This window comes from Micromonospora sp. NPDC005806, from assembly GCF_042871425.1.
Taxonomy (GTDB): Bacteria; Actinomycetota; Actinomycetes; order Mycobacteriales; family Micromonosporaceae; genus Micromonospora.
In genome coordinates this window covers 1-25,772 of record NZ_JBIAIL010000031.1, presented here as the reverse complement: position 1 = coordinate 25,772, position 25,772 = coordinate 1, and the positions used below count along the sequence as shown (strand labels likewise).

General features: G+C 72.3%; 21 protein-coding genes. 14 read left to right on the top strand and 7 right to left on the bottom strand.

All coding sequences use genetic code 11. The features are described from left to right. Positions 1-67 precede the first annotated feature (67 nt). Entirely contained in the window at positions 68-1,126 is a 1,059-nt protein-coding gene (locus tag ACFYOS_RS26440) for an aldo/keto reductase (RefSeq protein ID WP_387147027.1), read from the top strand. A gap of 132 nt (positions 1,127-1,258) precedes the next feature. Here ACFYOS_RS26440 and ACFYOS_RS26435 read toward each other — a convergent pair whose 3' ends face one another. Next, positions 1,259-3,421, bottom strand: coding sequence for an elongation factor G-like protein EF-G2 (locus ACFYOS_RS26435; RefSeq protein ID WP_387147024.1), 2,163 nt, complete (start codon positions 3,419-3,421; stop codon positions 1,259-1,261). Positions 3,422-3,672: 251 nt separating this feature from the next. Between ACFYOS_RS26435 and pgsA the strand changes: the two genes are divergently transcribed. The 8 genes from pgsA (at position 3,673) to ACFYOS_RS26395 (ending at position 10,599) form a co-directional block, all read left to right on the top strand. Continuing rightward, complete coding sequence (pgsA, locus tag ACFYOS_RS26430) at positions 3,673-4,293, top strand: phosphatidylinositol phosphate synthase (RefSeq protein ID WP_387147021.1); 621 nt, start codon at positions 3,673-3,675, stop codon at positions 4,291-4,293. Then, on the top strand, positions 4,290-5,234 hold the full coding sequence (locus ACFYOS_RS26425) for a phosphatidylinositol mannoside acyltransferase (protein ID WP_387147018.1): 945 nt from the start codon (positions 4,290-4,292) through the stop codon (positions 5,232-5,234). Before pgsA ends, ACFYOS_RS26425 begins: the two co-directional genes overlap by 4 nt. A gap of 72 nt (positions 5,235-5,306) precedes the next feature. After that, positions 5,307-6,467 (top strand): glycosyltransferase family 4 protein, encoded by a 1,161-nt coding sequence (locus tag ACFYOS_RS26420; protein WP_387147015.1) that lies wholly within the window; start codon positions 5,307-5,309, stop codon positions 6,465-6,467. Positions 6,468-6,549: 82 nt separating this feature from the next. Next, positions 6,550-7,053, top strand: a complete 504-nt coding sequence (locus ACFYOS_RS26415) for a hypothetical protein (RefSeq protein WP_387147013.1) — start codon at positions 6,550-6,552, stop codon at positions 7,051-7,053. 150 nt (positions 7,054-7,203) lie between these two features. After that, entirely contained in the window at positions 7,204-8,121 is a 918-nt protein-coding gene (gene pdxS, locus ACFYOS_RS26410; protein WP_387147011.1) for a pyridoxal 5'-phosphate synthase lyase subunit PdxS, read from the top strand. Between the two features lie 74 nt (positions 8,122-8,195). Continuing rightward, on the top strand, positions 8,196-8,798 hold the full coding sequence (gene pdxT, locus ACFYOS_RS26405) for a pyridoxal 5'-phosphate synthase glutaminase subunit PdxT (protein WP_387147009.1): 603 nt from the start codon (positions 8,196-8,198) through the stop codon (positions 8,796-8,798). 217 nt (positions 8,799-9,015) lie between these two features. Then, entirely contained in the window at positions 9,016-9,765 is a 750-nt protein-coding gene (locus ACFYOS_RS26400; protein ID WP_387147006.1) for a YebC/PmpR family DNA-binding transcriptional regulator, read from the top strand. A gap of 264 nt (positions 9,766-10,029) precedes the next feature. Next, positions 10,030-10,599: a GNAT family N-acetyltransferase gene (locus ACFYOS_RS26395; protein WP_387147003.1), complete on the top strand. Its 570-nt coding sequence runs from the start codon at positions 10,030-10,032 to the stop codon at positions 10,597-10,599. A 45-nt stretch (positions 10,600-10,644) separates the two neighbouring features. On the opposite strand, the gene ACFYOS_RS26390 is transcribed toward ACFYOS_RS26395, so the two are convergent. Both ACFYOS_RS26390 and ACFYOS_RS26385 read right to left on the bottom strand, forming a co-directional pair. Then, on the bottom strand, positions 10,645-11,589 hold the full coding sequence (locus ACFYOS_RS26390) for a permease prefix domain 1-containing protein (RefSeq protein WP_387147000.1): 945 nt from the start codon (positions 11,587-11,589) through the stop codon (positions 10,645-10,647). Then, positions 11,586-11,927, bottom strand: a complete 342-nt coding sequence (locus ACFYOS_RS26385; RefSeq protein ID WP_387146997.1) for a PadR family transcriptional regulator — start codon at positions 11,925-11,927, stop codon at positions 11,586-11,588. The genes ACFYOS_RS26390 and ACFYOS_RS26385 overlap by 4 nt, the downstream gene beginning before the upstream one ends. A 158-nt stretch (positions 11,928-12,085) precedes the next feature. On the opposite strand from ACFYOS_RS26385, the gene ACFYOS_RS26380 reads away from it, so the two are divergent. From ACFYOS_RS26380 to ACFYOS_RS26370, 3 genes are all read left to right on the top strand, one after another. Beyond that, on the top strand, positions 12,086-13,672 hold the full coding sequence (locus tag ACFYOS_RS26380; RefSeq protein ID WP_387146994.1) for a LamG domain-containing protein: 1,587 nt from the start codon (positions 12,086-12,088) through the stop codon (positions 13,670-13,672). Between the two features lie 187 nt (positions 13,673-13,859). After that, complete coding sequence (gene dnaE / locus ACFYOS_RS26375) at positions 13,860-17,393, top strand: DNA polymerase III subunit alpha (protein ID WP_387146991.1); 3,534 nt, start codon at positions 13,860-13,862, stop codon at positions 17,391-17,393. A 65-nt stretch (positions 17,394-17,458) separates the two neighbouring features. Then, entirely contained in the window at positions 17,459-18,640 is a 1,182-nt protein-coding gene (locus ACFYOS_RS26370; RefSeq protein ID WP_387146988.1) for a YncE family protein, read from the top strand. Between the two features lie 38 nt (positions 18,641-18,678). On the opposite strand, the gene ACFYOS_RS26365 is transcribed toward ACFYOS_RS26370, so the two are convergent. Both ACFYOS_RS26365 and ACFYOS_RS26360 read right to left on the bottom strand, forming a co-directional pair. After that, the gene (locus ACFYOS_RS26365; RefSeq protein ID WP_387146985.1) at positions 18,679-19,359 is read right to left on the bottom strand and encodes a response regulator; all 681 of its coding nucleotides are present in this window, start codon (positions 19,357-19,359) and stop codon (positions 18,679-18,681) included. Between the two features lie 76 nt (positions 19,360-19,435). Continuing rightward, the gene (locus ACFYOS_RS26360) at positions 19,436-21,022 is read right to left on the bottom strand and encodes an ATP-binding protein (protein WP_387146982.1); all 1,587 of its coding nucleotides are present in this window, start codon (positions 21,020-21,022) and stop codon (positions 19,436-19,438) included. 132 nt (positions 21,023-21,154) lie between these two features. On the opposite strand from ACFYOS_RS26360, the gene ACFYOS_RS26355 reads away from it, so the two are divergent. Beyond that, on the top strand, positions 21,155-22,540 hold the full coding sequence (locus ACFYOS_RS26355) for a cation:dicarboxylate symporter family transporter (RefSeq protein WP_387146979.1): 1,386 nt from the start codon (positions 21,155-21,157) through the stop codon (positions 22,538-22,540). 106 nt (positions 22,541-22,646) lie between these two features. Here ACFYOS_RS26355 and ACFYOS_RS26350 read toward each other — a convergent pair whose 3' ends face one another. Further along, entirely contained in the window at positions 22,647-22,988 is a 342-nt protein-coding gene (locus ACFYOS_RS26350; protein WP_387146976.1) for an NIPSNAP family protein, read from the bottom strand. Positions 22,989-23,129: 141 nt separating this feature from the next. On the opposite strand from ACFYOS_RS26350, the gene ACFYOS_RS26345 reads away from it, so the two are divergent. After that, entirely contained in the window at positions 23,130-24,167 is a 1,038-nt protein-coding gene (locus tag ACFYOS_RS26345; protein ID WP_387146973.1) for an aminotransferase class V-fold PLP-dependent enzyme, read from the top strand. 43 nt (positions 24,168-24,210) lie between these two features. On the opposite strand, the gene ACFYOS_RS26340 is transcribed toward ACFYOS_RS26345, so the two are convergent. Beyond that, a complete protein-coding gene (locus tag ACFYOS_RS26340; protein WP_387146970.1) occupies positions 24,211-25,383 on the bottom strand; it encodes an acyl-CoA dehydrogenase family protein in 1,173 nt (390 codons plus the stop codon). Positions 25,384-25,772: the final 389 nt, after the last annotated feature.

The following is a 25,772-nucleotide window of genomic DNA, read 5'->3' as shown; positions in this document are numbered from 1 at the left end:
TGCGGTCGCCCGGCACCCCGGGTGACGGTCGCGCCCACAGTCGCGCGGAAGGTGGCAGGATGCGGCGGTGGCAGTCAGCAGGCGGACGTTGGGCCGCAGCGGCATCGAGGTCAGCGCGCTCGGCATGGGGTGCTGGGCGATCGGCGGTCCGTGGGCCGAGGGGACCCGGCCGCTCGGCTGGGGCGCGGTCGACGACGAGGAGTCGGTCCGGGCCGTCCGCCGGGCGCTCGACCTCGGGGTGACGCTCTTCGACACCGCCGACACGTACGGGGCGGGGCACGGCGAGCGGATCCTCGGCCGGGCCCTCGCCGCCCGCCGCGACGAGGCCGTCATCGCCACCAAGTGGGGCTACACCTTCGACGAGCGGTCCCGGCAGGCCACCGGGGAGGACGCGTCCCCCGCGTACCTGCGGCGGGCGGTCGTCGACTCGCTGCGCCGGCTGGACACCGACCGGATCGACCTCTACCAGCTCCACCTCGGGGATCTGCCGGTGCCGCGTGCCGAGGCGCTGATCGGCACCCTGGAGGAACTGGTCGCCGACGGCCTCGTCCGGGCGTACGGCTGGAGCACCGACCGGGCCGATCGGGCCGCCGCCTTCGCCCAGGTCGCCCCGGGTGCCGCCGCCGTGCAGCACGGCCTGTCGGTGCTCCGCGACGCCCCGGCCATGCTGGCGGCCTGCGACAAGCACGACCTGGCCAGCGTCGCCCGGGGCCCGCTCGGGATGGGGCTGCTGACCGGCAAGTACACCCCGGAGTCCACGCTGCCCCGCGACGACGTCCGGGGCACCGCGCCGAACTGGCTGGAGTGGTTCCGCAGCGGCCGGCCCGCCCCGGAGTGGCTGCGCCGGGTGGCCGCCGTGCGAGGCGCGCTGACCGCCGACGGCCGGACCCTGGCCCAGGGGGCGCTCGGCTGGATCTGGGCGCGCAGCGGCCGTACCGTCCCGATCCCCGGGGCCCGCACGGTCGCTCAGGTCGAGGAGAACGCCGCCGCCCTGCGCCGGGGCCCGCTCGCCCCCGACCACTTCGCCGAGGTGGAACGCCAGCTGGCTGCGCTCCGCAGCGCCGCCCTGCGGGACGCCGATCGCCCCCACTGGCCGATGCCCCCGGTCCCCGCCGCGCGCCCCTGACGCGTCGCCGCCGGCCCGCCCCCTCAAGATCCGCGCCGATTCACGGAACGAGTGGCCTTCCGAGCCGCCGAGGCCACGCTTCCCGTGAATCAGGGCGCTACCGGCCGGTCCGGGAGGCACGGGCGGGGGAGGTCAGGTGCGGGTGGCGGCTTCCTTGCGGACCTGGTCGGCGAGGTGGGCGGGCATCGGCTCGTAGCGGGCGAACTCTCGTCGGAAGGTGCCCGTGCCGGCGGTCATCGAGCGCAGCTCGACCGCGTACCGGAGCAGCTCGGTGGCGGGCACCTCGGCGCGGACCCGGGTGCGCCCCTCGGCCTCCGGGTCCGGCTCGGTGCCGAGCACCCGGCCACGCCGGCCGGAGAGGTCGCCCATCACCGCGCCGACCGACGAGTCGGGCACCCGGACGGTCACCTCGTCAACCGGCTCCAGCAGCGTCGGCTGCCCCTTCTCGGCGGCGTCCCGCAGGGCCAGGGCGCCCGCGGTCTGGAACGCCGCGTCGGAGGAGTCGACGCTGTGCGCCTTGCCGTCGAAGAGGGTCACCCGCAGGTCCATCACCGGGCAGCCGGCGACCAGGCCGCGTTCCATCTGCGCCCGGACGCCCTTCTCCACCGACGGGATGTAGTTGTGCGGGACCGCCCCGCCGACCACCTTGTCGACGAACTCGAAGCCGGCGCCGCGCGGCAGCGGCTGCACCTCGATGTCGCAGACCGCGTACTGGCCGTGGCCACCGGACTGCTTGACGTGCCGGCCGTGCCCCTTGGCGGCGGCGGTGAACGTCTCCCGCAGCGCCACCCGGACCGGCTCGGTCTCCAGCTCGACGCCGCCGGCGCGCAGCCGGTCGAGCACCACGTCGGCGTGCGCCTCGCCCATGCACCAGAGCACCAGCTGGTGGGTCTCCGGGTTGCGCTCCAGCCGCAGCGTCGGGTCGCCGGCCACCAGCCGGGCCAGGTTGCGCGCGAGGGCGTCCTCGTCGGCTCGGCTCTTCGCCACGATCGCCACCGGCAGCAGCGGCTCCGGCATCTCCCAGGGGGCAATGAGCAGCGGCTCCTCCTTGGCGGAGATGGTGTCGCCGGTCTCCGCGCTGCCCGACTTGGTGATCGCGCAGAGGTCGCCCGCGACGCAGGCCGGCACCTCGCGCAGCGTCGCGCCGAGCGGGCTGTAGATGTGGCCGACCCGCTCGTCGGCGTCGTGGTCGGGGTGGCCGCGCTCGGCCATGCCGTGCCCGGACACGTGGATCACCTGGTCGGGGCGGAGCGTGCCGGAGAAGACCCGGACCAGGGAGACCCGCCCGACGTGCCGGTCGACGGTCGTCTTGACCACCTCGGCGACCAGCGGGCCGTCCGGGTCGCAGGCCAGCGGCGGCCGGGGGGAGCCGTCCACCCCGGTGATCGCCGGCAGCTCGTGCTCCAGCGGCGACGGAAACGCCGACACCAGGCCGTCGAGCAGCACGTCCAAGCCCACCCCGGTCTCCGCGCAGACCGGCACCACCGGGTAGAAGTGGCCGCGGGCCACCGCCTTCTCCAGGTCGGTGATCAGCACCTCGGTGTCGATCTCCTCGCCGCCGAGGTAGCGGTCCATCAGGGTCTCGTCCTCGCTCTCCGCGATGGTCCCCTCGATCAGCTCGTTGCGGGCCTCCTGGATGGCCGGCAGGTGCTCCGGGTCCGGCTGCCGCACCGTCGCCGGCAACCCGGTCGAGTAGTCGAAGACCCGCCGGGTGATCAGGCCCATCAGGCCGACCACCGACACCCCGTCGTCGCCGAGCATCGGCAGGTAGAGCGGTAGGACGTTGTCGCCGAAGACCCGCTGGCAGAGCGCGACCGCCTCGTCGAAATCGGCGCGCGGGTGGTCCAGCCGGGACACCGCCACGGCGCGCGGCATGTCCACCGCGGCGCACTCCTCCCAGAGGGCGGCGGTGGCGGCGTCCATCCCGTCGACGGCGGAGACCACGAACAGCGCCGCGTCGGCGGCGCGCAGGCCGGCGCGCAGCTCGCCGACGAAGTCGCCGTAGCCGGGGGTGTCCAGGAGGTTGACCTTGACGTCGCGGTGCAGCAGCGGAGCGCACGCCAGACTCACCGAGCGCTGCTGGCGTACGGCGGCGGGATCGTGGTCGCAGACCGTGGTGCCGTCGGTGACGGTGCCGGCCCGGCCGATCGTGCCGCTGGCCGCGAGCAGGGACTCGACCAGGGTGGTCTTGCCCGCACCGGAGTGCCCGACGAGCACCACGTTGCGAACCCTGCCGGGTTCGGTCACCACCGGCGCGCCGCCGGTGACACCCTTCTCCTGATTTTTCTGCGCCATCGCGGCGCACCTCCCTCAGCCGGTGGTGGTGGCGACCGCCGCGCGCGACGGGGAAGCGGCCCTGGGCGGGTCCCGCGGCGATATCTTCCGGTTCTCTCCTGGACGACGGGACTCGGACGGGTGATCCGGTGAACTGGCTCACCCTCCACGCTCGATCTCACACCCGTAACCGGGCCGACACAAGAGCGCCTCGCGGGTCGGTACGACCGGCTGTGTCCTTGGCCGCTGCCGGCAGTTATCGTGGGACCGCCATGGCGAAGATCTTCCAAGTGACGGCCCGGGCGGGCATGACCCGCATCGTGGAGCCGGTTGCGCGCGGTCTGCTCCGCGCGGGTGTGTCCCCCAACGCGGTCACCGTGACCGGCACCGTCGGTGTGCTGGTCGGCGCGCTCGGCTTCGGCGCGCGCGGTCACCTGGTCATCGGCGCGCTGATCGTCACGGTCTTCGCGCTCACCGATCTGCTCGACGGCACGATGGCCCGGATGAGCGGCGGCTCGACCAGGTTCGGTGCCTTCCTCGACTCGAGCATGGACCGGATCGCCGACAGCGCCGTCTTCGGCGCGGTCGCGTACTGGCTGGCCACCCAGCACCACTACTCGGGCGTGGCGGCCGCGCTGCTCTGCCTGGCCGCCGGCGGCCTGGTCTCGTACGTCAAGGCCCGCGCCGAGGGGCTGGGCATGACCGCGAACGTGGGCGTCGCGGAGCGCACCGAGCGGCTGCTGATCGTCGGAGTGGGCGGCCTGCTCACCGGCCTCGGCGTCGACCTCGCCCTGCCGATCGCGCTCTGGCTGCTCGCCGCCGTCTCGATCTTCACGGTCGGGCAGCGCATGGCCCACGTGTACCGGCAGGCGCAGCAGGCCGGCCAGGAGTGAACCTCACCGAGGCGGGCTTCGTCGCCGGCTGGCGCCTGGTCCGCGCGCTGCCCGGGCGCGTGGTCGCCGCCGCCTTCCGGGCGGGCGCCGACCGCGCCCACCGCAAGGGCGGCCGGAGTACGGCCCGACTGCGCGCCAACCTGCGCCGGGTGGTCGGCCCGCAGGTGTCCGACGCGGAGCTGGACGCCCTGGTGAAGCAGGGCCTGCGGTCGTACGCCCGGTACTGGATGGAGGCCTTCCGGCTGCCCGCGCTGAGCCGCCGGGAGATCCTGGCCGGGTTCCGCCTCGACGGCCAGGAGAAGCTCGCCGCCGACGTGGCGGCCGGCCGGGGCGCGGTGGTCGCGCTGCCGCACGCGGGCAACTGGGACGCGGCCGGTGCCTGGGTGGCCGCCACCGGCTGGCCGATCACCACCGTCGCCGAGCGGCTCAAGCCGGAGGGCGTCTACGAGCGCTTCCTGGCCTTCCGGCAGGGGCTGGGCATGGAGATCCTGCCCACCCACGGCGGTGACCGGCCCGCGTTCGACGTGCTGCTGGACCGGCTGCGGACGGGCGCGGTGGTGCCGTTGCTGGCCGACCGGGACCTCTCCGCGCGCGGCGTGGAGGTGGAGTTCTTCGGCGGCCGGACCCGGATGCCGGCCGGCCCGGCCCTGCTGGCGATCCGGACCGGCGCCCCGCTCTACGTGGCCTCGATGTGGTACGAGCCGGACGCCGCGTGCGCCACGCTCGAGGGTCCGCTGGAGCTGCCCGACCCGGACAGCGGCCCACTGGACGAGCGGGTCCGGGTGCTGACCCAGCGAATTGCCGACAGTCTGGCGGCGGGCATCGCCCGGCATCCGGAAGACTGGCACATGTTGCAGCGGATGTGGCTGGACCAGGGCACGACGAACGGCGGCGACGCGGACGCCTCGGCGCAGCCGCCGGCCACCACCGGGACGATCTGAGGGAGGGCGCCGCGGTGAGCGCGAGGAGTGCAGCGCAGCGGAGCCCCGCAGTCGCGAACGAAGGGCACTGACGTGCGGATCGGCATCGTGTGCCCGTACTCCTTCGACGTCCCCGGCGGGGTGCAGAACCACGTCATGGACCTGGCCGAGGCGCTGATCGGGCTGGGGCACGAGGTGAGCGTCCTGGCCCCGGCGGACGAGGACTCAGCGCTGCCGGCGTACGTGGTGCCGGCCGGGCGGGCGGTGCCGCTGCCGTACAACGGCTCGGTGGCCCGGATCGCCTTCGGCCCGGTCTCCACCGCGCGGGTGCGGCGCTGGATCACCCGGGGCGACTTCGACGTGCTGCACGTGCACGAGCCGCTCACCCCGAGCCTGTCGATGCTGGCCGTGCTCTGCGCGCGAGGCCCGGTGGTGGCCACCTTCCACACCGCGATGACCCGCTCCCGGGTGCTCTCCGCCGCGCAGGGGGTGCTCCAGATCCTGCTGGAGCGGATCACCGCCCGGATCGCGGTGAGCGCCCTGGCCCGCAAGGTGCAGGTCGAGCACATGGACGGCGGCGCGGTGGAGATCCCGAACGGGGTCGCGGTGGCGAAGTTCGCCGGGGTGGACCCGCTGCCCGGCTGGCCGGGGGAGTGCGCGCCGGGCACCGGCGGGACGCTCGGCTTCCTGGGCCGGTTCACCGAGCCGCGCAAGGGCTTCCCGATCCTGCGTGACGCCTTCGTCGCGCTCGCCCCGGACCGCCCGGGGCTGCGCCTGCTGGTGGCCGGCCCGGGGGAAGCGGACGACCTGTACGGGCAGTTCCCGGCCGAGCTGCGGGAGCGGGTCACCTTCCTCGGCATGGTGTCCGAGTCGGACAAACCTCGCATGCTGCGCAGCTTGCATCTGTACGTGGCACCGAACACCGGCGGGGAGTCGTTCGGGATGATCCTCACCGAGGCGCTCGCCGCCGGCGCCACCGTGGTCGCTAGCGACCTGGACGCCTTCCGCCGGGTCCTCGACGGCGGGCGGGCCGGGCGGCTCTTCCCGACCGGCGACGCGGTGGCCCTGCGGACCGCCCTGGCCGAGCTGCTCGACGACGCGGACCGGCGGGCGGAGCTCACCGCCTGCGGCGACCAGGTGGTGGCGAATTTCGACTGGCCCGTGGTTGCCCGCCGGGTTCTGGAGGTATACGCAGCGGCGATCGAGGCAACCGACGGCCGGGTCATGGACCAGGAGTGGGCCGAACTGGGCTGACTCCCGTGCCCGGTGGGGCCGGTGTGACGAGGGCGTCGGCCAGGGGCCGCGTGAGCCGGGCGGGAGGAGGAGCAGCACTACGATGCCGGGCATGTGGTGGGTGGTGGGCACAGCCCTGGTCGCCGGGCTCGTCGCGGCGTACCTGATCTGGACGGCCGGCCGGGTCCAACGGCTGCAGACCCGGGCGGAGTCGGCGGCCCGGGCCCTCGACGCCCACCTGCTGCGCCGCGCGGCGGCCGCCGCGGTGCTGGCTGAGCGGCGGTACGGCGTGGAGTTGTACGCGGCGGCGCGGATCGCCCTCGACGCTGTCCCCGAGGAACAGGAGGCCGCCGAGAACGACCTCACCCGCCAACTGCGCACGGTCGCGCTGGACCCGGCCGACCCGGCCTGCGAGGCGGTGGTCGCCGCCAGCCGGCGGCTGGCCCTGGCCCGGCAGGTGCACACCGACCTGGTCCGGGACGCCCGGGCGGCGCGCAGCCGCCCCCTGGTACGCCTGTTCCGGATGGGCCGCGGGCGCGAGTGGCCCCGCTACTTCGACATCGACGACCCGACGCTCGTCGTTCCGGCGGACGTCCCCACCGGCTGACCCCCGCCGCCCCGTGCTCGGCCCCTGGTCACGCGTGACGCCGACCACAGAGCAGTCCACCGTGGGTCTGATTGGCTGTCGGCCCGGCGTTGACCCGGGCATAGCATTTTTCCTAGCCACCCCCTGAGCACGTCCAAGGAGCGATGACCCGTGCCCGAATCCACCTCCCCGAACACCAACGCCACCCCGGTCGTCGGCACCGCCCGCGTCAAGCGGGGCATGGCCGAGATGCTCAAGGGCGGCGTGATCATGGACGTGGTCACGCCCGAGCAGGCCAAGATCGCCGAGGACGCCGGCGCGGTCGCCGTCATGGCGCTGGAGCGGGTCCCTGCGGACATCCGCGCGCAGGGCGGCGTGTCCCGGATGAGCGACCCGGACATGATCGACGGCATCATCAACGCCGTCTCGATCCCGGTGATGGCCAAGGCCCGGATCGGCCACTTCGTCGAGGCGCAGGTCCTCCAGTCCCTCGGCGTCGACTACATCGACGAGTCCGAGGTGCTGACCCCGGCCGACTACGAGAACCACATCGACAAGTGGGCGTTCACCGTCCCCTTCGTCTGCGGCGCGACCAACCTGGGCGAGGCGCTGCGCCGGATCACCGAGGGCGCGGCCATGATCCGCTCGAAGGGCGAGGCCGGCACCGGTGACGTCTCCAACGCCACCACCCACATGCGCAAGATCCGCAAGGAGATCCGCCGGCTCCAGTCGCTGCCCGAGGACGAGCTGTTCGTCGCCGCCAAGGAGCTCCAGGCGCCGTACGAGCTGGTCAAGGAGATCGCCGAGACCGGCAAGCTGCCGGTGGTGCTGTTCACCGCGGGCGGCATCGCCACCCCGGCCGACGCCGCCATGATGATGCAGCTCGGCGCCGAGGGGGTCTTCGTCGGCTCGGGCATCTTCAAGTCGGGCAACCCGGCTCAGCGTGCCGCCGCGATCGTGAAGGCCACCACCTTCCATGACGACCCGGACGTGCTGGCCAAGGTCTCCCGGGGCCTGGGCGAGGCGATGGTCGGCATCAACGTCGACGAGATCCCGCAGCCGCACCGGCTGGCCGAGCGCGGCTGGTGACGGGAAAGGAGGGGCCCCTTGTTGACGCTTCGCGTAGCGCAGGGGCCCCTTCTTGACAAGCGAAAGGAGCGAACGTGACGGCAGCGATCATCGGTGTCCTCGCGCTCCAAGGGGACGTGCGCGAGCACGTCGCCGCCCTGGCCGGCGCCGGTGCGGACGCCCGCCCGGTGCGCCGCCCGGCCGAGCTGGACGCGGTCGACGGGCTGGTCATCCCCGGCGGCGAGTCCACCACCATGAGCAAGCTCGCCGACATCTTCGAGATGCGCGAGCCGATCGACAAGCGGATCGCCGGCGGCATGCCGGTCTACGGCTCCTGCGCCGGAATGATCATGCTGGCGTCAGAGGTGCTCGACGGCCGTCCCGACCAGCGGGGCTTCCAGGGCATCGAGATGACCGTGCGGCGCAACGCGTTCGGCCGGCAGGTCGACTCGTTCGAGGCGCCGGTGGAGATCGCCGGGGTCGAGGGCGAGCCGTTCCACGCCATCTTCATCCGCGCCCCCTGGGTCGAGCGGGTCGGCGACGGTGTCGAGGTGCTCGGCCGGGTCACCGACGGCCCGGCCGCCGACCGGATCGTCGCGGTCCGGCAGGGCAACCTGCTGGCCACCTCGTTCCACCCCGAGCTCACCGGCGACCTGCGGCTGCACCGCTACTTCGTGGACCTCGTCCGGGCCGCCTGAGCACGTGCCCAGCGGCCCCCTTCCCGTCGGGCAGGGGGCCGTGCCACGCCCCGGTCGGTGCCGGGTGTGACACCGGCGGGCGTGACCTCGATAGGATTGCCGCGGTTCGGCAGGGCTCACCGCCCGCCGCCGCCCCCCATCCGACCGCACGTCGGTCCCGGCGTGGCGCGGGCGCGGACAGTCGACGCAGGCGTGAGTCAACAGACGGAGGTATGAGATGTCCGGCCACTCAAAGTGGGCGACCACCAAGCACAAGAAGGCCGTCATCGACGCCAAGCGCGGCAAGATGTTCGCCAAGCTGATCAAGAACGTCGAGGTGGCGGCCCGGACCGGCGGCGGCGACCCGGCCGGCAACCCGACCCTCTTCGACGCCATCCAGAAGGCGAAGAAGAACTCCGTTCCGAATGACAACATCGACCGCGCGGTCAAGCGCGGCTCCGGCCTGGAGGCCGGCGGCGCGGACTACCAGACGATCATGTACGAGGGCTACGGCCCGAACGGCGTCGCGCTGCTCATCGAGTGCCTCACCGACAACCGGAACCGGGCGGCCACCGAGGTGCGCACCGCGCTGACCCGCAACGGCGGCTCGTTCGCCGACGCCGGCTCGGTGTCGTACATGTTCTCCCGCAAGGGCGTGGTGATCGTCCCGAAGGCGGACACCACCGAGGACGACGTGATGATGGCGGTCCTCGACGCCGGCGCGGAGGAGGTCAACGACCTCGGTGAGGCGTACGAGGTGGTCTCCGAGCCGGGCGACCTGATCGCGGTGCGCACGGCGCTGCAGGACGCCGGCCTCGAGTACGAGTCGGCGGAGTCCTCGCTCATCCCCAGCGTCAACGTGCCGCTGGACGAGGACGGCGCCCGCAAGATCTTCAAGCTGATCGACGTCCTCGAGGACTGCGACGACGTGCAGAACGTGTACGCGAACTTCGACGTCTCCGACGAGGTGATGGCCGCCGTCGACTGACGGCGGCGCTGAGGCGGGACACCGGGTCGGTGCCCTCACCGGCCCGGCGTTTCGTCGCGCCGACCGGCCGGTCAGTCGGTTGCCCCGCGGCCGTACGCTGCCGGGCATGGCGGCCCCCACGATTCTCGCGGATGGTCTGCTTGCGGCCGCCGGTGCCTTCATCGGGAAGGCGTTCTGCTCCATCTGCTCCCTCCGAGCGCGGACCGGAGTGGTGACGGCGAAACCCGGCTGACCCGCCGCGCGGCGCTCCCGTACCCTGCCGGAATGCTCGTCCCCGACCTGCCGCTGCGGACCGACCGTCTGCTGCTGCGCGCCTTCACCCCCGACGATCTGGCCGTCCTGCACGACTACCGCGGCCGGCCGGAGGTCACCCGGTTCCTCTACCACGAGCCGTACGACGACGCCGCCGCCCGAGCGGCGCTGGAGCGGATGCTGCGGCGCACCGCGGTGCGCGCGCCGGGCGACGTGCTCAACCTGGCGATGGTGCTGCCGGAGACCGGCGAGCTGGTCGGCGACGTGCTGCTCAGCTGGACCAGCGCCGAGCACCGCCAGGGCGAGATCGGGTATGTGCTGCACCCCGACCACACCGGCCACGGGTACGTCACCGAGGCGGCCCGGGAGATGCTGCGGCTCGGCTTCGACGTTCTCGGGCTGCACCGGATCGTCGGCCGCCTCGACGGCCGCAACGACGCGTCGGCACGGGTGCTGGCACGGCTCGGCATGCGGCGCGAGGCGCACCTGCGGGAGAACGAGTTCGTCAAGGGGGAGTGGACCGACGAGGTCGTCTACGCCCTGCTGGACCGGGAGTGGCGGGCCGCAACGGCCGACGCCTGATCCCGGCCCGGCGCCAGCTGGCGGCCGGGCCGGGAACGCAACGGGTCAGGTGGCCTGCCGCCGGGCCTTGACCGCGCTGTCGATGACCTCCCAGATGACGACGGCGGCGGTGACCGCGACGGCGATCCGGGCCACGTCCTGCGCGCCGCCCTCGCGCAGCCATTCGAACCGGTCCACCAGCGCCGGGTTGAGCAGCCGGTCGGTGAGCAGCAGCCAGGCCACCGGGACGGCGAACGCGAGGTCGAGCACGGTTTTGACCGCGACCAGCGGCCACGTCCACCGGCCGGCCCGGTATTTGGCGACCTCCAGGCCGATGCTGACGACCAGCACCGCGATCAGCGCCGGCAGCCAGAAGCTCCACAGCGCGGGGTCGAGCATGGGCAGGCGGGAACCGTCGCCCGAGACCCAGGGCTGGAAGTGCTGGAAGGGGAGGAACGCGATGGCGCAGAGCAGGAACACGATCGAGGCGCAGCTGTCAACCAGGGTCACCTGCCGTTCCGTCGTCGACTCGGGGAGCTGGTCGACGTTCCACTCGGGCAGGTTCAGCGGCGTGTCGGTGCGTTCCAGGACGGCGAAGGCGAGGGTGACCCAGAAGGCGATCTGCACCCCGGTCTCCAGGGCGACGGCGATCCCGGCGCCGACCGCCGCGCCGGGCTCACCACCGACCGTGGCCTTGACCACGCCGGTCACCACGCCCACGGTGGCCGGGACGAAGGTGAGCAGCACCCGGAGCACCCGCCACCAGACCAGGAAGTAGCGCGGTCCGATGAGCTGCAACCGGCGGTCGGTGTAGCGGGCGGCGAGCTGGTCGGGGTTGCCGAGTTCGGTGAGCACCTCCCGCTCGGCGGTGACGTGGTCCTGCCCGCCGGCGGTCCGGTCGTCGATCATGTCCGCGATGGAGGCGCGCAGCTCGGTGGCGAGCTCGGCGCGTCGGGGTGCCGGCACGGCCCGCAGGGTGGCGGCGAGATAGCGGTCGGTCAGAGAGCTCATCGCTCGACTCCTTCGATCAGCCCGGCGACGGAGGTCTGCACCGCGGTCAGGTCGTCGAGCAGGCGGCGCAGCACCGCCTCGCCCTCCTCACTGGTGCGGTAGAACTTGCGCGGCCGGCTCTCCTCGGTGTTCCACTCGCTGGTCAGCAGCCCCTGCTCCTCCAGTCGGCGGAGCAGGGGGTAGAGCGTGTTCGCGTCCACGGGGAACCCGTGCGCGCCCAGTCGTTGCAGCAGCGCGTACCCGTAGTCGGACCGGCGCAGGGCGACCAGGCTGGCCACCACCACCGTGCCGCGTCGCAACTCCTGGAGATGGGTCCGCAGGATCTCGTCGCTCACCATGTCTCACACTATACCGTGTGGCACACACTATTGTGTGCCCCGCATGGAACGGAATCGCTGGCGTTGCATCCGCCTGTGAAGATGTGCTTGCCGGTCATGAGATGATCTTCGATCCGTCGGCCGGCTCCACAGTCACAAGATCCACGGGGGATGACCAGATGCTCACGAACAGATCCACCGCTCTCCGGCTCGCCGTCGCCTGCACTGCTGCGCTGCTTCCGCTTGCCAACGCCGGCGCGGTCCTCGCGGCACCCCGCGCCGTCACCGCCGACCGTCCGTCCCCGCCCACCGCCTGGTGGGACCTGGAGACCTACCCGGGAAGCACCCAGGCGCAGGCCCTGGCCGACCGCCAGCCGGCCCTCGGCGGGGACACCCCGCTCACCGGATCGGGCATCACCTGGCAGGACGACGCCCACCTGCTCGGCGACCAGTCGGTCGCGTTCGACGGCGCCTCGTCGTACCTGACGGCCTCGCCGACGGCGCTGAACACCGCCGACACCTTCTCGCTCGCCGCCTGGGTGCGGCTCACCGACACCTCGGTCAGCCGGGTCTTCGCCAGCAAGGCCGGCTCCGGCCAGGCCACGCTCTCGGTCGGCTACGACCGCACCACCAACCGCTGGGAGGTGCGGATGCCCTCGAAGACCGGCAAGGGCGGCAAATGGTCGATCGCCCGGTCCGTCTCGGCGCCGCAGCCGGGCCTCTGGACCCATCTCGCCGTCGTGCACGACGTCACCGCCCGCACCGTCACCCTCTGGGTGAACGGCGTGGACGAGGCGACGGTCGCCAAAGTCACCGCGGTGAACGACCCGACCGGGGAGGTGCGCGTCGGCCGCGGCGACACCGCGTGGTGGCAGGGCAACCTGGCCGACCTGCGGGTGTACGAGCGGGCCCTGGTGACCCAGGACTTCACCGGCTGGTCGGCCGACGACCCGGCCTCCGGCGGCTTCGACGAGCCCGGCCTGCTTCGGCCGGTGCAGGTGGGGATGTGGCAATTCGAGGCCGCCACCCCCTGCTACGACGTGACGATCGACGACCCCACCCTCTGCGCCGCCCAGGACGGCACCGGGTTCAATCGTCGGCTCGCCCTGACCCAGGGCGCCGACATCGTCGCCGGACACCGGGGCAACGCGCTCGCGCTCGACGACACCCACTGGATCGACGACCCGTCGGACCCGCACTACGGCGAGGCCACCCGGGAGTACGCCCGGACCCAGTCCAAGGTCGCCGATCCGCAGAACCCGGTCTGGCAGGACGCCCCGGTACTCCGTACCGACCAGTCGTTCAGCGTGGCCACCTGGGTCCGGCTCGACCCGGCGCGGGGCGCCCAGACCGTGCTGTCCCAGGACGCCGCCGGCGGCAGCGCCTTCCGCGTGGCCTGGGAGCCGGTCGACGGCGGCCGCTGGGTGTTCGGGGTGCCGGCCGACCCGGCCGCCCCGAACGACGCCACCTCCACGTCCGCGACCGCCCCGGCGACCGGTGCGGACCAGTGGCACCAGCTGGTGGCGGTGCTCGACGCGACGCACCGGCAGGTGCGGCTGCACGTCGACGGGGTGCTGGTCGGCACGGCCGACCTGAACGCCGCCTGGCAGCCGCGCCAGTCGGCCGGCTCGCTGCTGGTCGGCCGGACCACCACCCCGGCCGGCCCGGCCGAGTGGCTGTACGGGCAGGTCGACGACCTCGGTGCGTACCAGGGAGCGCTCAGCGCGGCCGACGTGCAGGGCCTCTTCGCCGACCAGCGGGTCTGACGGCGGGGGAGCGGCGTGGGGTGGCTCCCACGCCGTTCCCGGCGTTGTGCCGAGCGGCCCGGGGCGGCCGCCGAACGAGACGGAGGCCACCCGCGGCGCGCACGGTGGAGCCCGTCAGATCACCTCGGTAGGGTAGGTCCGGGTCGACTCCGACCATCAAGATCCACAACGCCGGGGGGCGCCACGCATGGCCGATTCGTTCGCGCACCTGCACGTGCACACCGAGTACTCGATGCTCGACGGAGCGGCCCGGCTCAAGGACCTCTTCGCCGAGGCCGCGCGGCTCGGCATGCCGGCGGTGGCGATCACCGACCACGGCAACATGCACGGCGCGAACGACTTCTACCGGCAGGCGACGGCCGCCGGGGTCAAGCCCATCCTCGGCGTCGAGGCGTACGTGGCGCCGGAGTCGCGCTTCCACAAGCAGCGGGTCAAGTGGGGTCGCCCGGAGCAGAAGAGCGACGACGTCTCCGGTAACGGCGCGATCACCCACATGACCATGTGGGCGGCGAACAAGGACGGCCTGCAGAACCTGTTCAAGCTCAACTCGCGCGCCTCGATGGAGGGTCACTACGTCAAGTGGCCCCGGATGGACATGGAGCTGATCGCCGAGCACGCCGAGGGGATCATGGCGACGACCGGCTGCCCGTCCGGCGCGGTGCAGACCCGGCTGCGGCTCGGCCAGTTCGACGAGGCGCTCAAGGTCGCCGCCGCCTACCAGGACATCTTCGGCAAGGAGAACTACTTCCTGGAGATCATGGACCACGGCCTCGACATCGAGCGCCGGGTCCGCGACGGGCTGACCGAGATCGCCCGCAAGCTCGACATCCCGCCGGTGGTCACCAACGACTCGCACTACACGCACGAGGCCCAGGCCGAGGCGCACGACGTGCTGCTCTGCGTGCAGACCGGCAGCAACGTCGCCGACCCGAACCGGTTCCGCTTCGAGGGCGGCGGCTACTTCGTCAAGTCCGCCGAGCAGATGCGCGCGGTCGACTCGTCCGAGCTGTGGCAGCAGGGCTGCCGCAACACCCTGCTGGTCGCCGAGAAGGTCGACCCGACCGGGATGTTCGAGTTCCACAACATGATGCCGCGGTTCCCGATCCCGGCGGGGGAGACCGAGGAGTCCTGGTTCCGCAAGGAGACGTTCGAGGGCCTGGCCCGTCGTTTCCCGAACGGCATCCCGGAGGGGCACGTCGCCCAGGCGGAGTACGAGCTGGGCGTCATCGTGCAGATGGGCTTCCCGTCGTACTTCCTCGTGGTCGCCGACTTCATCCAGTGGGCGAAGAGCCAGGGCATCGCGGTCGGTCCGGGCCGTGGCTCGGCCGCCGGCTCGCTGGTCGCGTACGCGCTGGGCATCACCGACCTGGACCCGATCCCGCACGGCCTGATCTTCGAGCGGTTCCTCAACCCCGAGCGCGTCTCGATGCCGGATGTCGACATCGACTTCGACGAGCGTCGGCGCGGTGAGGTGATCAGGTACGTCACCGACAAGTGGGGCGAGGACAAGGTCGCGCAGATCGCCACCTTCGGCACGATCAAGGCGAAGGCCGCGATCAAGGACTCGGCCCGGGTGCTCGGCTACCCGTACGCGGTGGGCGACCGGATCACCAAGGCGATGCCTCCGGCGGTGATGGGCAAGGACATCCCGCTGTCGGGCATCTTCGACCCGAAGCACCCGCGCTACGCGGAGGCCGGCGAGATCCGCGGCCTCTACGAGTCCGACCCGGACGTCAAGAAGGTCATCGAGACCGCGAAGGGCATCGAGGGGCTGATCCGGCAGACCGGCGTGCACGCCGCCGGCGTCATCATGTCCGCCGAGCCGATCATCGAGCACATCCCGCTGATGCGGCGGGACGCCGACGGGGCCATCATCACCCAGTTCGACTACCCGACGTGCGAGTCGCTCGGGCTGTTGAAGATGGACTTCCTCGGCCTGCGCAACCTCACGATCATCGACGACGCGGTCAAGAACATCCAGCTCAACCACGGCAGGGAGCTGGATCTGCTGGGCCTCCCGCTGGACGACAAGGCCGCCTACGAGCTGCTCGCCCGGGGTGACACCCTCGGCGTGTTCCAGCTCGACGGCGGGCCGATGCGCTCGCTGCTGCGCCTGATGAAGCCGGACAACTTCGAGGACATCTCCGCCGTGCTGGCGCTCTACCGGCCCGGCCCGATGGGCGTGGATTCGCACACCAACTACGCGCTGCGCAAGAACAACCTCCAGGAGATCACGCCGATCCACCCGGAGCTGGCGGAGCCGCTGCGGGAGATCCTCGCCCCCACCTACGGCCTGATCGTCTACCAGGAGCAGGTGCAGCGCGCCGCGCAGATCCTCGCCGGCTACAGCCTCGGCCAGGCCGACCTGCTGCGCCGGGCGATGGGTAAGAAGAAGAAGGAGATCCTCGACAAGGAGTTCGTCCCCTTCCGGGACGGCTGCCGCGAGCGCGGCTACTCCGACGAGGCGATCCAGGCGGTGTGGGACGTCCTCGTCCCGTTCGCCGGCTACGCCTTCAACAAGGCGCACTCGGCCGCGTACGGCCTGGTGTCGTACTGGACGGCGTACCTCAAGGCGCACTACCCGGCCGAGTACATGGCGGCGCTGCTGACCTCCGTCGGCGACGACAAGGACAAGATGGCGCTCTATCTCTCCGAGTGCCGCCGGATGCGCATCCAGGTCCTCCCGCCGGACGTGAACACCTCGGCCGGGCCGTTCACCCCGGTCGGCAAGGACATCCGGTTCGGCCTGGCGGCCGTGCGCAACGTCGGCGCGAACGTGGTGGCGGCGATCATGCGGTGCCGGGAGGAGAAGGGCGAGTACGCCGACTTCTACGACTTCCTGTCGAAGGTGGACGCGGTGGTCTGCAACAAGAAGACCATCGAATCGCTGATCAAGGCCGGGGCGTACGACTCGCTGGGCCACCCGCGCAAGGGCCTGCTCGCCGTGCACGCCGACGCCATCGACGCGTACGCCGACGTCAAGCGCAAGGAGGCCGTCGGCCAGTACGACCTCTTCGGCGCCGGCTTCGGCGACGTGGACAGCGGCGGCAGCACCACGGTCATGCCGACCATCGGCGAGGGGGAGTGGGACAAGCGGGACAAGCTCGCCTTCGAGCGGGAGATGCTCGGCCTGTACGTCTCCGACCACCCGCTCTTCGGCCTGGAGCACGTGCTGGGCGCGGCGGCCGACTGCACCATCGCCTCGCTCTCCGAGGAAGGGACCGTCCCCGACGGCGCCGTGGTCACCCTGGCCGGCATCCTCTCCGGCGTGCAGCGGCGGGTGACCAAGCAGGGCCGCGCCTGGGCCTCCGCCACCCTGGAGGACCTGGCCGGTGGCGTCGAGACGCTGTTCTTCCCGAACACCTACGAGGTGATCGGCCAGTACATCGCCGAGGACGCGATCGTGGTGGTCAAGGGACGGGTGGACCGGCGCGACGACACCCCGCGGATCATGGCGATGGACATGTCCATGCCGGACATCAGCAGCAATCCGGCGAACAAGCCGGTCACCCTCACCATCCCGGTGCACCGCTGCACGCCGCCGCTGGTCGAGAAGCTCAAGGAGACCCTGGTGCTGCACCCCGGCGACACCGAGGTGCACGTCAAGCTGCTCAACGGCGGCAAGGTCACCACGCTGCGCCTCGGGCCGTTCCGGGTGGCGCCGACCACCGCGCTGATGGGCGACCTGAAGAGCGTCCTCGGTCCGGCCAACGTGAGCTGAGCCGGGCGTCGCCCCGATCGCGAGAGCGGTCCGGTTGGTTAGCATTTGTCCGTTACCGTGGGCGAATGTCCCGTAGTCGGTTGCTGGCCGTCGTGCCGGTCCTGTTCCTGTCGGCTGGGCTCCTGGCCTGCACCGATCGGGTACCCGCCAGGGAGGCGTTGACCAGCCCGTCCGTGGGTGCCTCGGCGGGTCGGTCGTTCGGGCCGCTGGTGGCGGGCATGCCGAGTTACCCGGCGGCCGGGAACGTGTACGCCGCTGCCGGCCCCGGCCAGGTGGCCGCGTCGGTGCGCGGTGACCGGCCGCTGGTGTACGTGCCGAACACCAAGAGCAACGACGTGTGGGTGATCGACCCGGCGACCTACAAGGTGGTGGACAAGTTCCCGGGCGGGCCGGAGCCGCAGCACGTGGTGCCGTCCTACGATCTGCGCACGCTGTATGTGGCGTCCAGCCAGATCCCCAACGGTGGTCTGGTCCCGATCGACGCCAGGACCGGCACGCCGGGCCCGTTCCGGAAACTCGACGACGTGTACAACCTCTACTTCACCCCCGACGGCACGCAGGCGATCGTGGTCGCCGAGGCGTACCAGCGGCTGGACTTCTACGACGTGAAGACCTGGCAGCGGGTGCGGTCGGTCCGGTTTCCCGAGTGTGGCGGCATCAACCACATGGACTACTCCGCCGACGGGAAGACCATGCTGTTCAGTTGCGAGTTCGCCAACCGGATGCTGGTGCTGGACACCGTCAGCCTGCGCAAGCTGCGCGAGTTCCGGCTCACCGAGACGGCCGACGGCATGCCCCAGGACACCCGGCTCACCCCCGACGGGCAGCACTTCCTGGTCGCGGACATGCGCGCCCACGGGGTGTACGTCTTCGACGGCCAGGCCACCCGGCAGACCGGTTTCATCCGCACCGGCCGGGGCGCCCACGGCATCTACTTCAACCGCGAAGCCACGCTCGCCTACGTCACCAACCGGGACGAGGGCAGCGTGACCGTCCTGGACCTGGCCGACCTGAAACCCAGAACGACCTGGCGCATCCCCGGCGGCGGCAGCCCGGACATGGGCGGCCTCTCCGCCGACGGCAAGCAGCTCTGGCTTTCCGGGCGCTACCACGACGAGGTGTACGTGCTGAGCACGCAGACCGGCAAGCTACTGGCCCGCATCCCGGTCGGCCGGGGCCCGCACGGCCTGACCGTCTGGCCGCAGCCCGGCCGCTACTCCCTCGGCCACACCGGGAACATCCGATAAGACGCGGCCGGGTCGGCCGGGCCGGCCGCGGCAGCCGCTCACACCGGCCGGTACTCGACCTCCGGTCGGCCAGGCGTGCCGTAGCGGGGCGCGCGGACCGCGCGATCGGCGGAGACCAGGTATTCCAGGTAGCGGCGGGCGGTCACCCGAGAGATCCCGGTCCGCCGGCTGACCTCGGTCGCGGAGAGCCCGCCGTCGCCGAGCGCGGCCAGCACGGTGTTCAGCGTCTGCTCGTCGAGGCCCTTCGGCAGGGTGTGTCGGGCCGCGCCGCGCAGCGTGGCGAACATCCGGTCCACCTCGTGCTGGGCGACCACTTCGCCCTCGGCGAGCGCCTGCCGGCGGTACTCGGCGTACCGCTCCAGCTTGTCACGGAACGCGGCGAAGGTGAACGGCTTGAGCAGGTAGTGGGTGACCCCCAGGGAGACCGCGGTGCGGACCACCGCCAGGTCCCGCGCCGAGGTCACCGCCAGCACGTCGATGTCGCTGCCGGCGGCCCGCAGCGCCCGGCAGACGTCCAGCCCGGGCAGGTCGGGCAGGCGGAAGTCGAGCAGCACCAGGTCGACGTCCGCGCCGCCGCGCTGCCGCAGCACCGCCATCGCCTCCCGCGCGGTGTGCGCCACCCCGACCACCACGAAGCCCGGCACCCGCTCGGTGTACGCCTTGTGCGCCTCCGCCAGCAGCGGCTCGTCCTCCACCACCAGCACCCGGATGTCGCTCATGCCGGGACTCCGCTCCGCTCCGTGCCGTCATGAGGCACCAAAGCACTGCGCCTGATGATTCGCTCGCTGCGCTCGCTCATCGGGGCTCCCGCGGGACCGGCAGCCGGACGATGAACACCGTCTCCCCGTCGTCGGTGCGCCCGACCTCGGACGTGCCGTCGTGCCGGCGGATCACCTGCCCCACCAGCGCCAGGCCGAGGCCCCGGCCGGCGCTCTTGGTGGACCAGCCGCGGCGGAACGCGTCGGCCACCCGCTCCGGGTCCAGGCCGGGGCCGTTGTCGGCGACCCGGACCACGAGCCGGTCGTCCACCGTGCCGACCAGGACGCGTACCCGGCGGGGCGGGGCGGCGCCGGCGACCGCCTCCAGCGCGTTGTCGACCAGGTTGCCGACGACGGTGAGCAGGTCGGTCGTGGGCAGCGGGCTGTCGTCGAGGCGGCAGTCCGGGTCGACGACCAGGTCCACGCCGCGCTCGGCGGCCTGCGCGGACTTGCCGAGCAGCAGCGCCGCCAGCGCCGGCTCGGTCACCGCCCCGACCACCCGGTCGGTGAGCTGCTGCGCGAGGTCCAGGTCCCGGGTGGCGAGCCGCACCGCCTCGTCGGCGCGGCCCAGCTCCACCAGGGTGAGCACGGTGTGCATCCGGTTGGCCGACTCGTGGGTCTGCGCCTGCAACGCCTCGGTGAGCGCGCGTACCGAGTCCAGCTCGCTGGCCAGGTTGCGCAGGTCGGTCTGGTCGCGCAGGGTCAGCACGGTGCCGAGTACCGCGCCCTCGAAGCGGGTGGTCCGCTGGTTGGCCACCAGCACCCGGTCGCCGGCGAGGATCGGCTCGTCGTGCGCGTCCCGCCCGGAGCTGAGCAGCTCCGCCACCGCCGGCGGGAGGTCGATCGCGGTCACCGGCCGGTCGGTCACCGCCGCTTCGTCGTCGAGCCCGAGCAGGCGGCGGCCCTCGTCGTTGATCAGCGCCACCCGCCGGTCGCGGGTCAGCACCACCAGCCCCTCGCGCACGGAGTGCAGCACCGCGTCGTAGTACTCGTACATCCGGGTCATCTGGGCCGGCCCGAGGCCGTGGGTCTGCCGCCGCAGCCGGCGGCTGAGCAGCCAGGAGCCGGTGGCCGCCAACGCCAGGGCGGGTACGGCGGCGTAGAGCAGCACCGGCACCTGGGCGAGCAGCTTCCGGTTGATCACCTTGGTGGTGATGCCCACCGAGACCAGGCCGACGATCCGGTGGTCGTCGGCGTACACCGGGACGACCGCACGCACCGACTCGCCGAGGGTGCCGACGTTGGTGGTGGTGAACGCATCGCCGGCCAGCGCGGGGCCGATGTCGCCGATGAACGGCTGCCCGATCAGCTTCGGGTTGGGGTGCGAGTAGCGGGTCCGGTCCGGGGCCATCACCACCACGAAGTCCGTCTTCGTGGCCCTCCGGATCGACTCGGCATAGGGCTGGAGGGTGGCCGAGGGGTCGGGGGCGGCCAGGGCGGTGCGGACCTCGGGGGAGTGCGCCGCGGTCTGCGCCACGCCGAGCACCTGTTCCCGCGCCGCCTGCTGGGAGTCACTGCGGGCGAGCACCACCGCGCCGGCGGCGCCCGCCAGCACGAGCAGCGTCACTACCACGGCCTGGAGGGCGAAGAGCTGCCCCGCGATGCTCCACTGTCGTCGGGCCACTTCCCCTCCTTCCGCCGTCGGTCGCCCGCAAGTCTGGCGCACCCGGCCTGCGCCGTTTCGGCCGTGCTTCGCATGGGTGAACAGAATGAACGCAAGCGTGCCATGTGTTGAGACGCGATTCACATTGTGGGCATGGACACCACCACACCCACCCCCGCGACCGCCCGGCCCGCCCGCCGGGACCGGACCCGGTACCTCTACCTGGCGGTCATCGTCGCCGTCCTCGCCGGCATCGTGGTCGGCTTCGTCGCCCCCGAGGTCGGCAAGGAGCTGAAGCCGCTCGGCACCGGCTTCGTAAACCTGATCAAGATGATGATCAGCCCGGTCATCTTCTGCACGATCGTCCTCGGCGTCGGTTCCGTGCGGCAGGCGGCCCGGGTCGGCAAGGTCGGCGGCCTCGCCCTCGGCTACTTCCTGGTCATGTCGACGGTGGCGCTGGCCATCGGCCTGGTGGTCGGCAACATCATCCACCCGGGCTCCGGCCTTAACCTCGGCGCGGACCTGGCCGGCGCCGGCCAGAAGGCGGCCGGCGGCGAGACCGGTGACACCGTCGACTTCCTGCTCGGCGTCATCCCGACCTCGCTCTTCTCGGCGCTGACCGAGGGCTCGGTGCTCCAGACGCTGCTGGTCGCCCTGCTGTTCGGCTTCGCCGTCCAGGCCATGGGCACCCGGGGCGAGCCGGTGCTGCGGGCGGTCGGCGTGCTCCAGCGCCTGGTCTTCAAGGTGCTCGCGATGATCATGTGGGTCGCCCCGATCGGCGCGTTCGGCGCGATGGCCGCCGTGGTCGGCGCGACCGGCATGGACGCGCTGAAGAGCCTGGCCCAGATCATGCTCGGCTTCTACGCCACCTGCCTGATCTTCGTGCTGGTGGTGCTCGGCGCGCTGCTGTGGTTCGTCGCCCGGATCTCGATCTTCCAGCTGCTGCGCTACCTGGGTCGGGAGTTCCTGCTGATCCTGTCCACCTCGTCGTCCGAGTCGGCGCTGCCCCGCCTGATCGCCAAGATGGAGCACTTCGGCGTCGGCAAGCCGGTCGTGGGCATCACCGTGCCGACCGGCTACTCCTTCAACCTCGACGGCACCGCCATCTACCTGACCATGGCCTCGCTGTTCATCGCCGACGCGCTGGGCAAGCCGATGGCGATCGGCGAGCAGATCGGCCTGCTGGCCTTCATGGTCATCGCGTCCAAGGGCGCCGCCGGGGTCACCGGCGCCGGCCTGGCCACGCTGGCCGGCGGCCTCCAGTCGCACCGGCCGGACCTGGTCGACGGCGTCGGGCTGATCGTCGGCATCGACCGGTTCATGTCCGAGGCCCGGGCGCTGACCAACTTCGCCGGCAACGCCGTGGCCACCGTCCTGGTCGGCACCTGGACCGGCGAGTTCGACCAGGAGCAGGCCCGCGCGGTGCTGGCGGGGGAGCGGCCGTTCGACGAGACCACCATGCTCGACGAGGACGAGCCGGCCGACCAGTCGTCGGTCCCGGCGCAGCGTCCCGCCTCGCTGGCCGACGCGCCGGCCTGAGCCGGCCACCAGCCCAGCGACCCGCCACCCGGGCCGCGCCGGACCCTCCGGTGCGGCCCGGGCCGGCGCATCCTTCCGGCCGACCGCGGCCGGTCGGCGCCGGGGATCAGGAGCGCCGGCCGAGCAGCACGTCGCCCGCCGCCTCGGACGTCTCCAGCACGACGGTGTGGTAGCTCTCGATCCGGGACAGGATCGCCTCGCGTGGCCCGTCCCGCCACGCGTCGCTGCCGTAGAACGCCTCCTCCTGCTCGTCGCGGACCGCCAGCGAGGGGAAGGCCCGGATGAGGTACGCCTCCTCGTGGCCGTCCTCGCGGACCAGCGACGCGCCGGCGGCCACCACCTGGATGCCGAAGCGCGCCAGCAACGGCGCGGCCTCCTGTCGCATCACCCGCACGAACTCCTCGCTCGTGCCGGGCCTCAGGCGGTAGGTGCGGATCTCGAGGATCATCGTCGACCTCCAGGGACGGGCGGCTCGGCCGACGGTACCGCCGTCCCGCCACCGCCGCAGACCTCCTCGCCCGTCCGGCGCGGACCACGACGCCCGGATTGGCTGTGCCCCGCGGAGAGCGGCGCCGCTAGCGTCGCCGGCATGGATCTGGAGCAGGCGCAGAAGCTGTGGCAGCCGGAGCCCGGGTGGCTGAACACCGCCACCTACGGGTTGCCGCCCGACCCGACCTGGACGGCGGTGCAGGACGTGCTCGCCGACTGGCGGGCCGGGCGGGTCTCCTTCGAGGGCTGGTCCGAGTCGGTCGGCCGGTCCCGGACCGCCTTCGCCGGCCTGGTCGGCGTAGCCGCCGCGGACGTGGCGGTGGGCAGCACCGCGTCCCAACTGCTGGCCCCGGTCGCGGCCGCGCTGCCGCCGGGGGCGACCGTGGTGGTCCCCGAGGTCGAGTTCACCTCGATCCTGTTTCCCTGGCTGGTGCAGGAGGAGCGGGGGGTGCGGGTGCGGACGGTTCCGCTGGCCGGCCTGGTCGACGCGATCGACGCGGACACCGACCTGGTCGCGTTCAGCCTGGTGCAGTCCTCGGACGGCACGGTCGCCCCGCACGAGGAGATCGTCGCGGCGGCCCGGGCGCACGGCGCGCTCGTCGCGGTGGACGCCACCCAGGCCTGCGGCTGGCTGCCCTTCGACGCCGGGCTGGCGGACGCGGTGGTGGTCGCCGCGTACAAGTGGTTGATGGCGCCGCGCGGAGCGGCCTTCGGCTATCTGGCCCCCGCCCTGCGCGACCGGATGCGTCCCGACGCCGCGGGCTGGTACGCGGGCGCGGACCCGCACTCCTCCTACTACGGCCCGCCGCTGCGGCTCGCCGACGACGCCCGGCGCTTCGACATCTCCCCGGCCTGGTTCAGTTACGTCGGGGCGGCGCCCGCCCTGGAACTGCTGGCCGAGGTCGGTCTCCCGGCCATCCGGGAGCACGACGTGGCGCTGGCCAACCGGTTCCTGGCCGGGTTGGGCCGGCCGCCGGGGGACAGCGCGATCGTGTCGGTGGAGGTGCCGGACGCGCAGGAGAAGCTGGCCCGGGCCGGGGTGCGCGCGGCGGTTCGGGCCGGCCGGGTCCGGGCGTCGTTCCACCTCTACACCACCGAGGCGGACGTCGACCGGGCCCTGGACGCGCTGACCAGTTGACGAGCTGAGCGGGTGCTCCCGCCCCGGCACCGGGCGGGAGCACTCAGGCCAGGTGGCCGCCGATCTTCGTGTAGCCACGCAGCAGGTCGCGGGAGATGATCAGCCGCTGCATCTCGTCGGTGCCCTCGAAGATCCGGTAGAGGCGGACCTGCCGGTACCAGCGCTCGATCGGCAGCTCGCGGGTGTAGCCCATGCCGCCGTGGATCTGGAGCACCCGGTCGACCACCCGGTTGACCATGCCGGCACCGTAGAGCTTGCCCATCGACGAGGCGTGCCGGGGGTCCATGCCCTGGTCGACGGTCCACGCCGACTTCAGCACCAGCCAGCGGGCCGCCTCCAGTTCGGTCTCCGAGTCGGCGATCATCCACTGGATCGCCTGGTTGGTGCCGATCTTCGCGCCGAAGGTCTCTCGGGTGTTGGCGTACTCGATCGCCATCTGCAGCGCTCGCTCGGCGATGCCGATGGCGTGCGACGGGATGGTGTAACGGCCCTTGCCGATCCACTCCATGCCGAGCGTGAAGCCCTGGCCGATCTCGCCGAGGACGTTGCGGTGCGGCACCCGTACGCCGTCGAAGATCAGCGACGCCGGGCCGCCCTCGCCCATGGTCTGGATGAACTCCGACCGCCAGCCCATCGCCCGGTCCACCAGGAACGCGGTCGCGCCGCCGTTGCGGGCGCCCTGCTCCGGGTCGGTCACCGCCACCACGATGGCGAAGTCGGCGTCGTTGCCGTTGGTGATGAAGGTCTTCTCGCCGTCGAGGACCCAGTCGTCGCCGTCGCGCCGGGCGCGCAGCCGGATGTTCGCCGCGTCCGAGCCGGCGCCCGGCTCGGTGATCGCGAAACAGGAGATCCGTTCCCCTTCGATGGTGGGGACGAGGAACTCGCGCTTCTGCTCCTCGGTGGCGTGGAAGAGGATGTTGTCCGCCTCGCCGCCGAACCGGAACGGCACGAAGGTACGCCCCAGCTCGGTCCAGATCAGCGACTGCAGGACCGCCGGCAGGTCCATCCCGCCGTACTCCTCCGCGGTGGCCAGCCCCCAGAAGCCGAACTTCTTCGCCTTGAGCTGCAGTTCACGCAGCTCGGAGCGGTCCAGGCCGGGCCGGTGGGCGCGCTCGCGGCGCAGCACCTCCTGCTCCAGCGGCATGACCTCGCGGGCGATGAAGGAGCGCACGGTCTCCCGGACCGCGCGTTCCTCGTCGGACAGTGCGAAATCCACGGTGCTCCCCTTCGGCGGCGGCGCAGCGGCAGGCCGCCCCAAACTAGCGGTGCAAGTTTTCATCCGTCCAGCCCCGTCCTTCCATCGTCGAGGTGAGGCCCGGCCGCCCCGCGCTGGCTAGTGCGGTGTCCACTGAGGTTCGCTGGGTTGGCCGCCGCCGGAAATCGTCGTAGGGATGCGGTTGGGTTCGGTTCGTGCCTCGTCGTCGGGATCCGGCCGCGCCTCGTGTTGTTCACCGCACCGCGCGTGTTGGTGTGCGGGTGACGGTGGGACAGCGGCGGCGGTGTTTCGGGTTGCTGCGCTCGGCTGGTGACGTGTGGGCGTGCGTGTTGGAGATCAACACGTGGCGGCGGCACCGTCGTGATGTGCCGTTGGTGGGCTATCAGGAG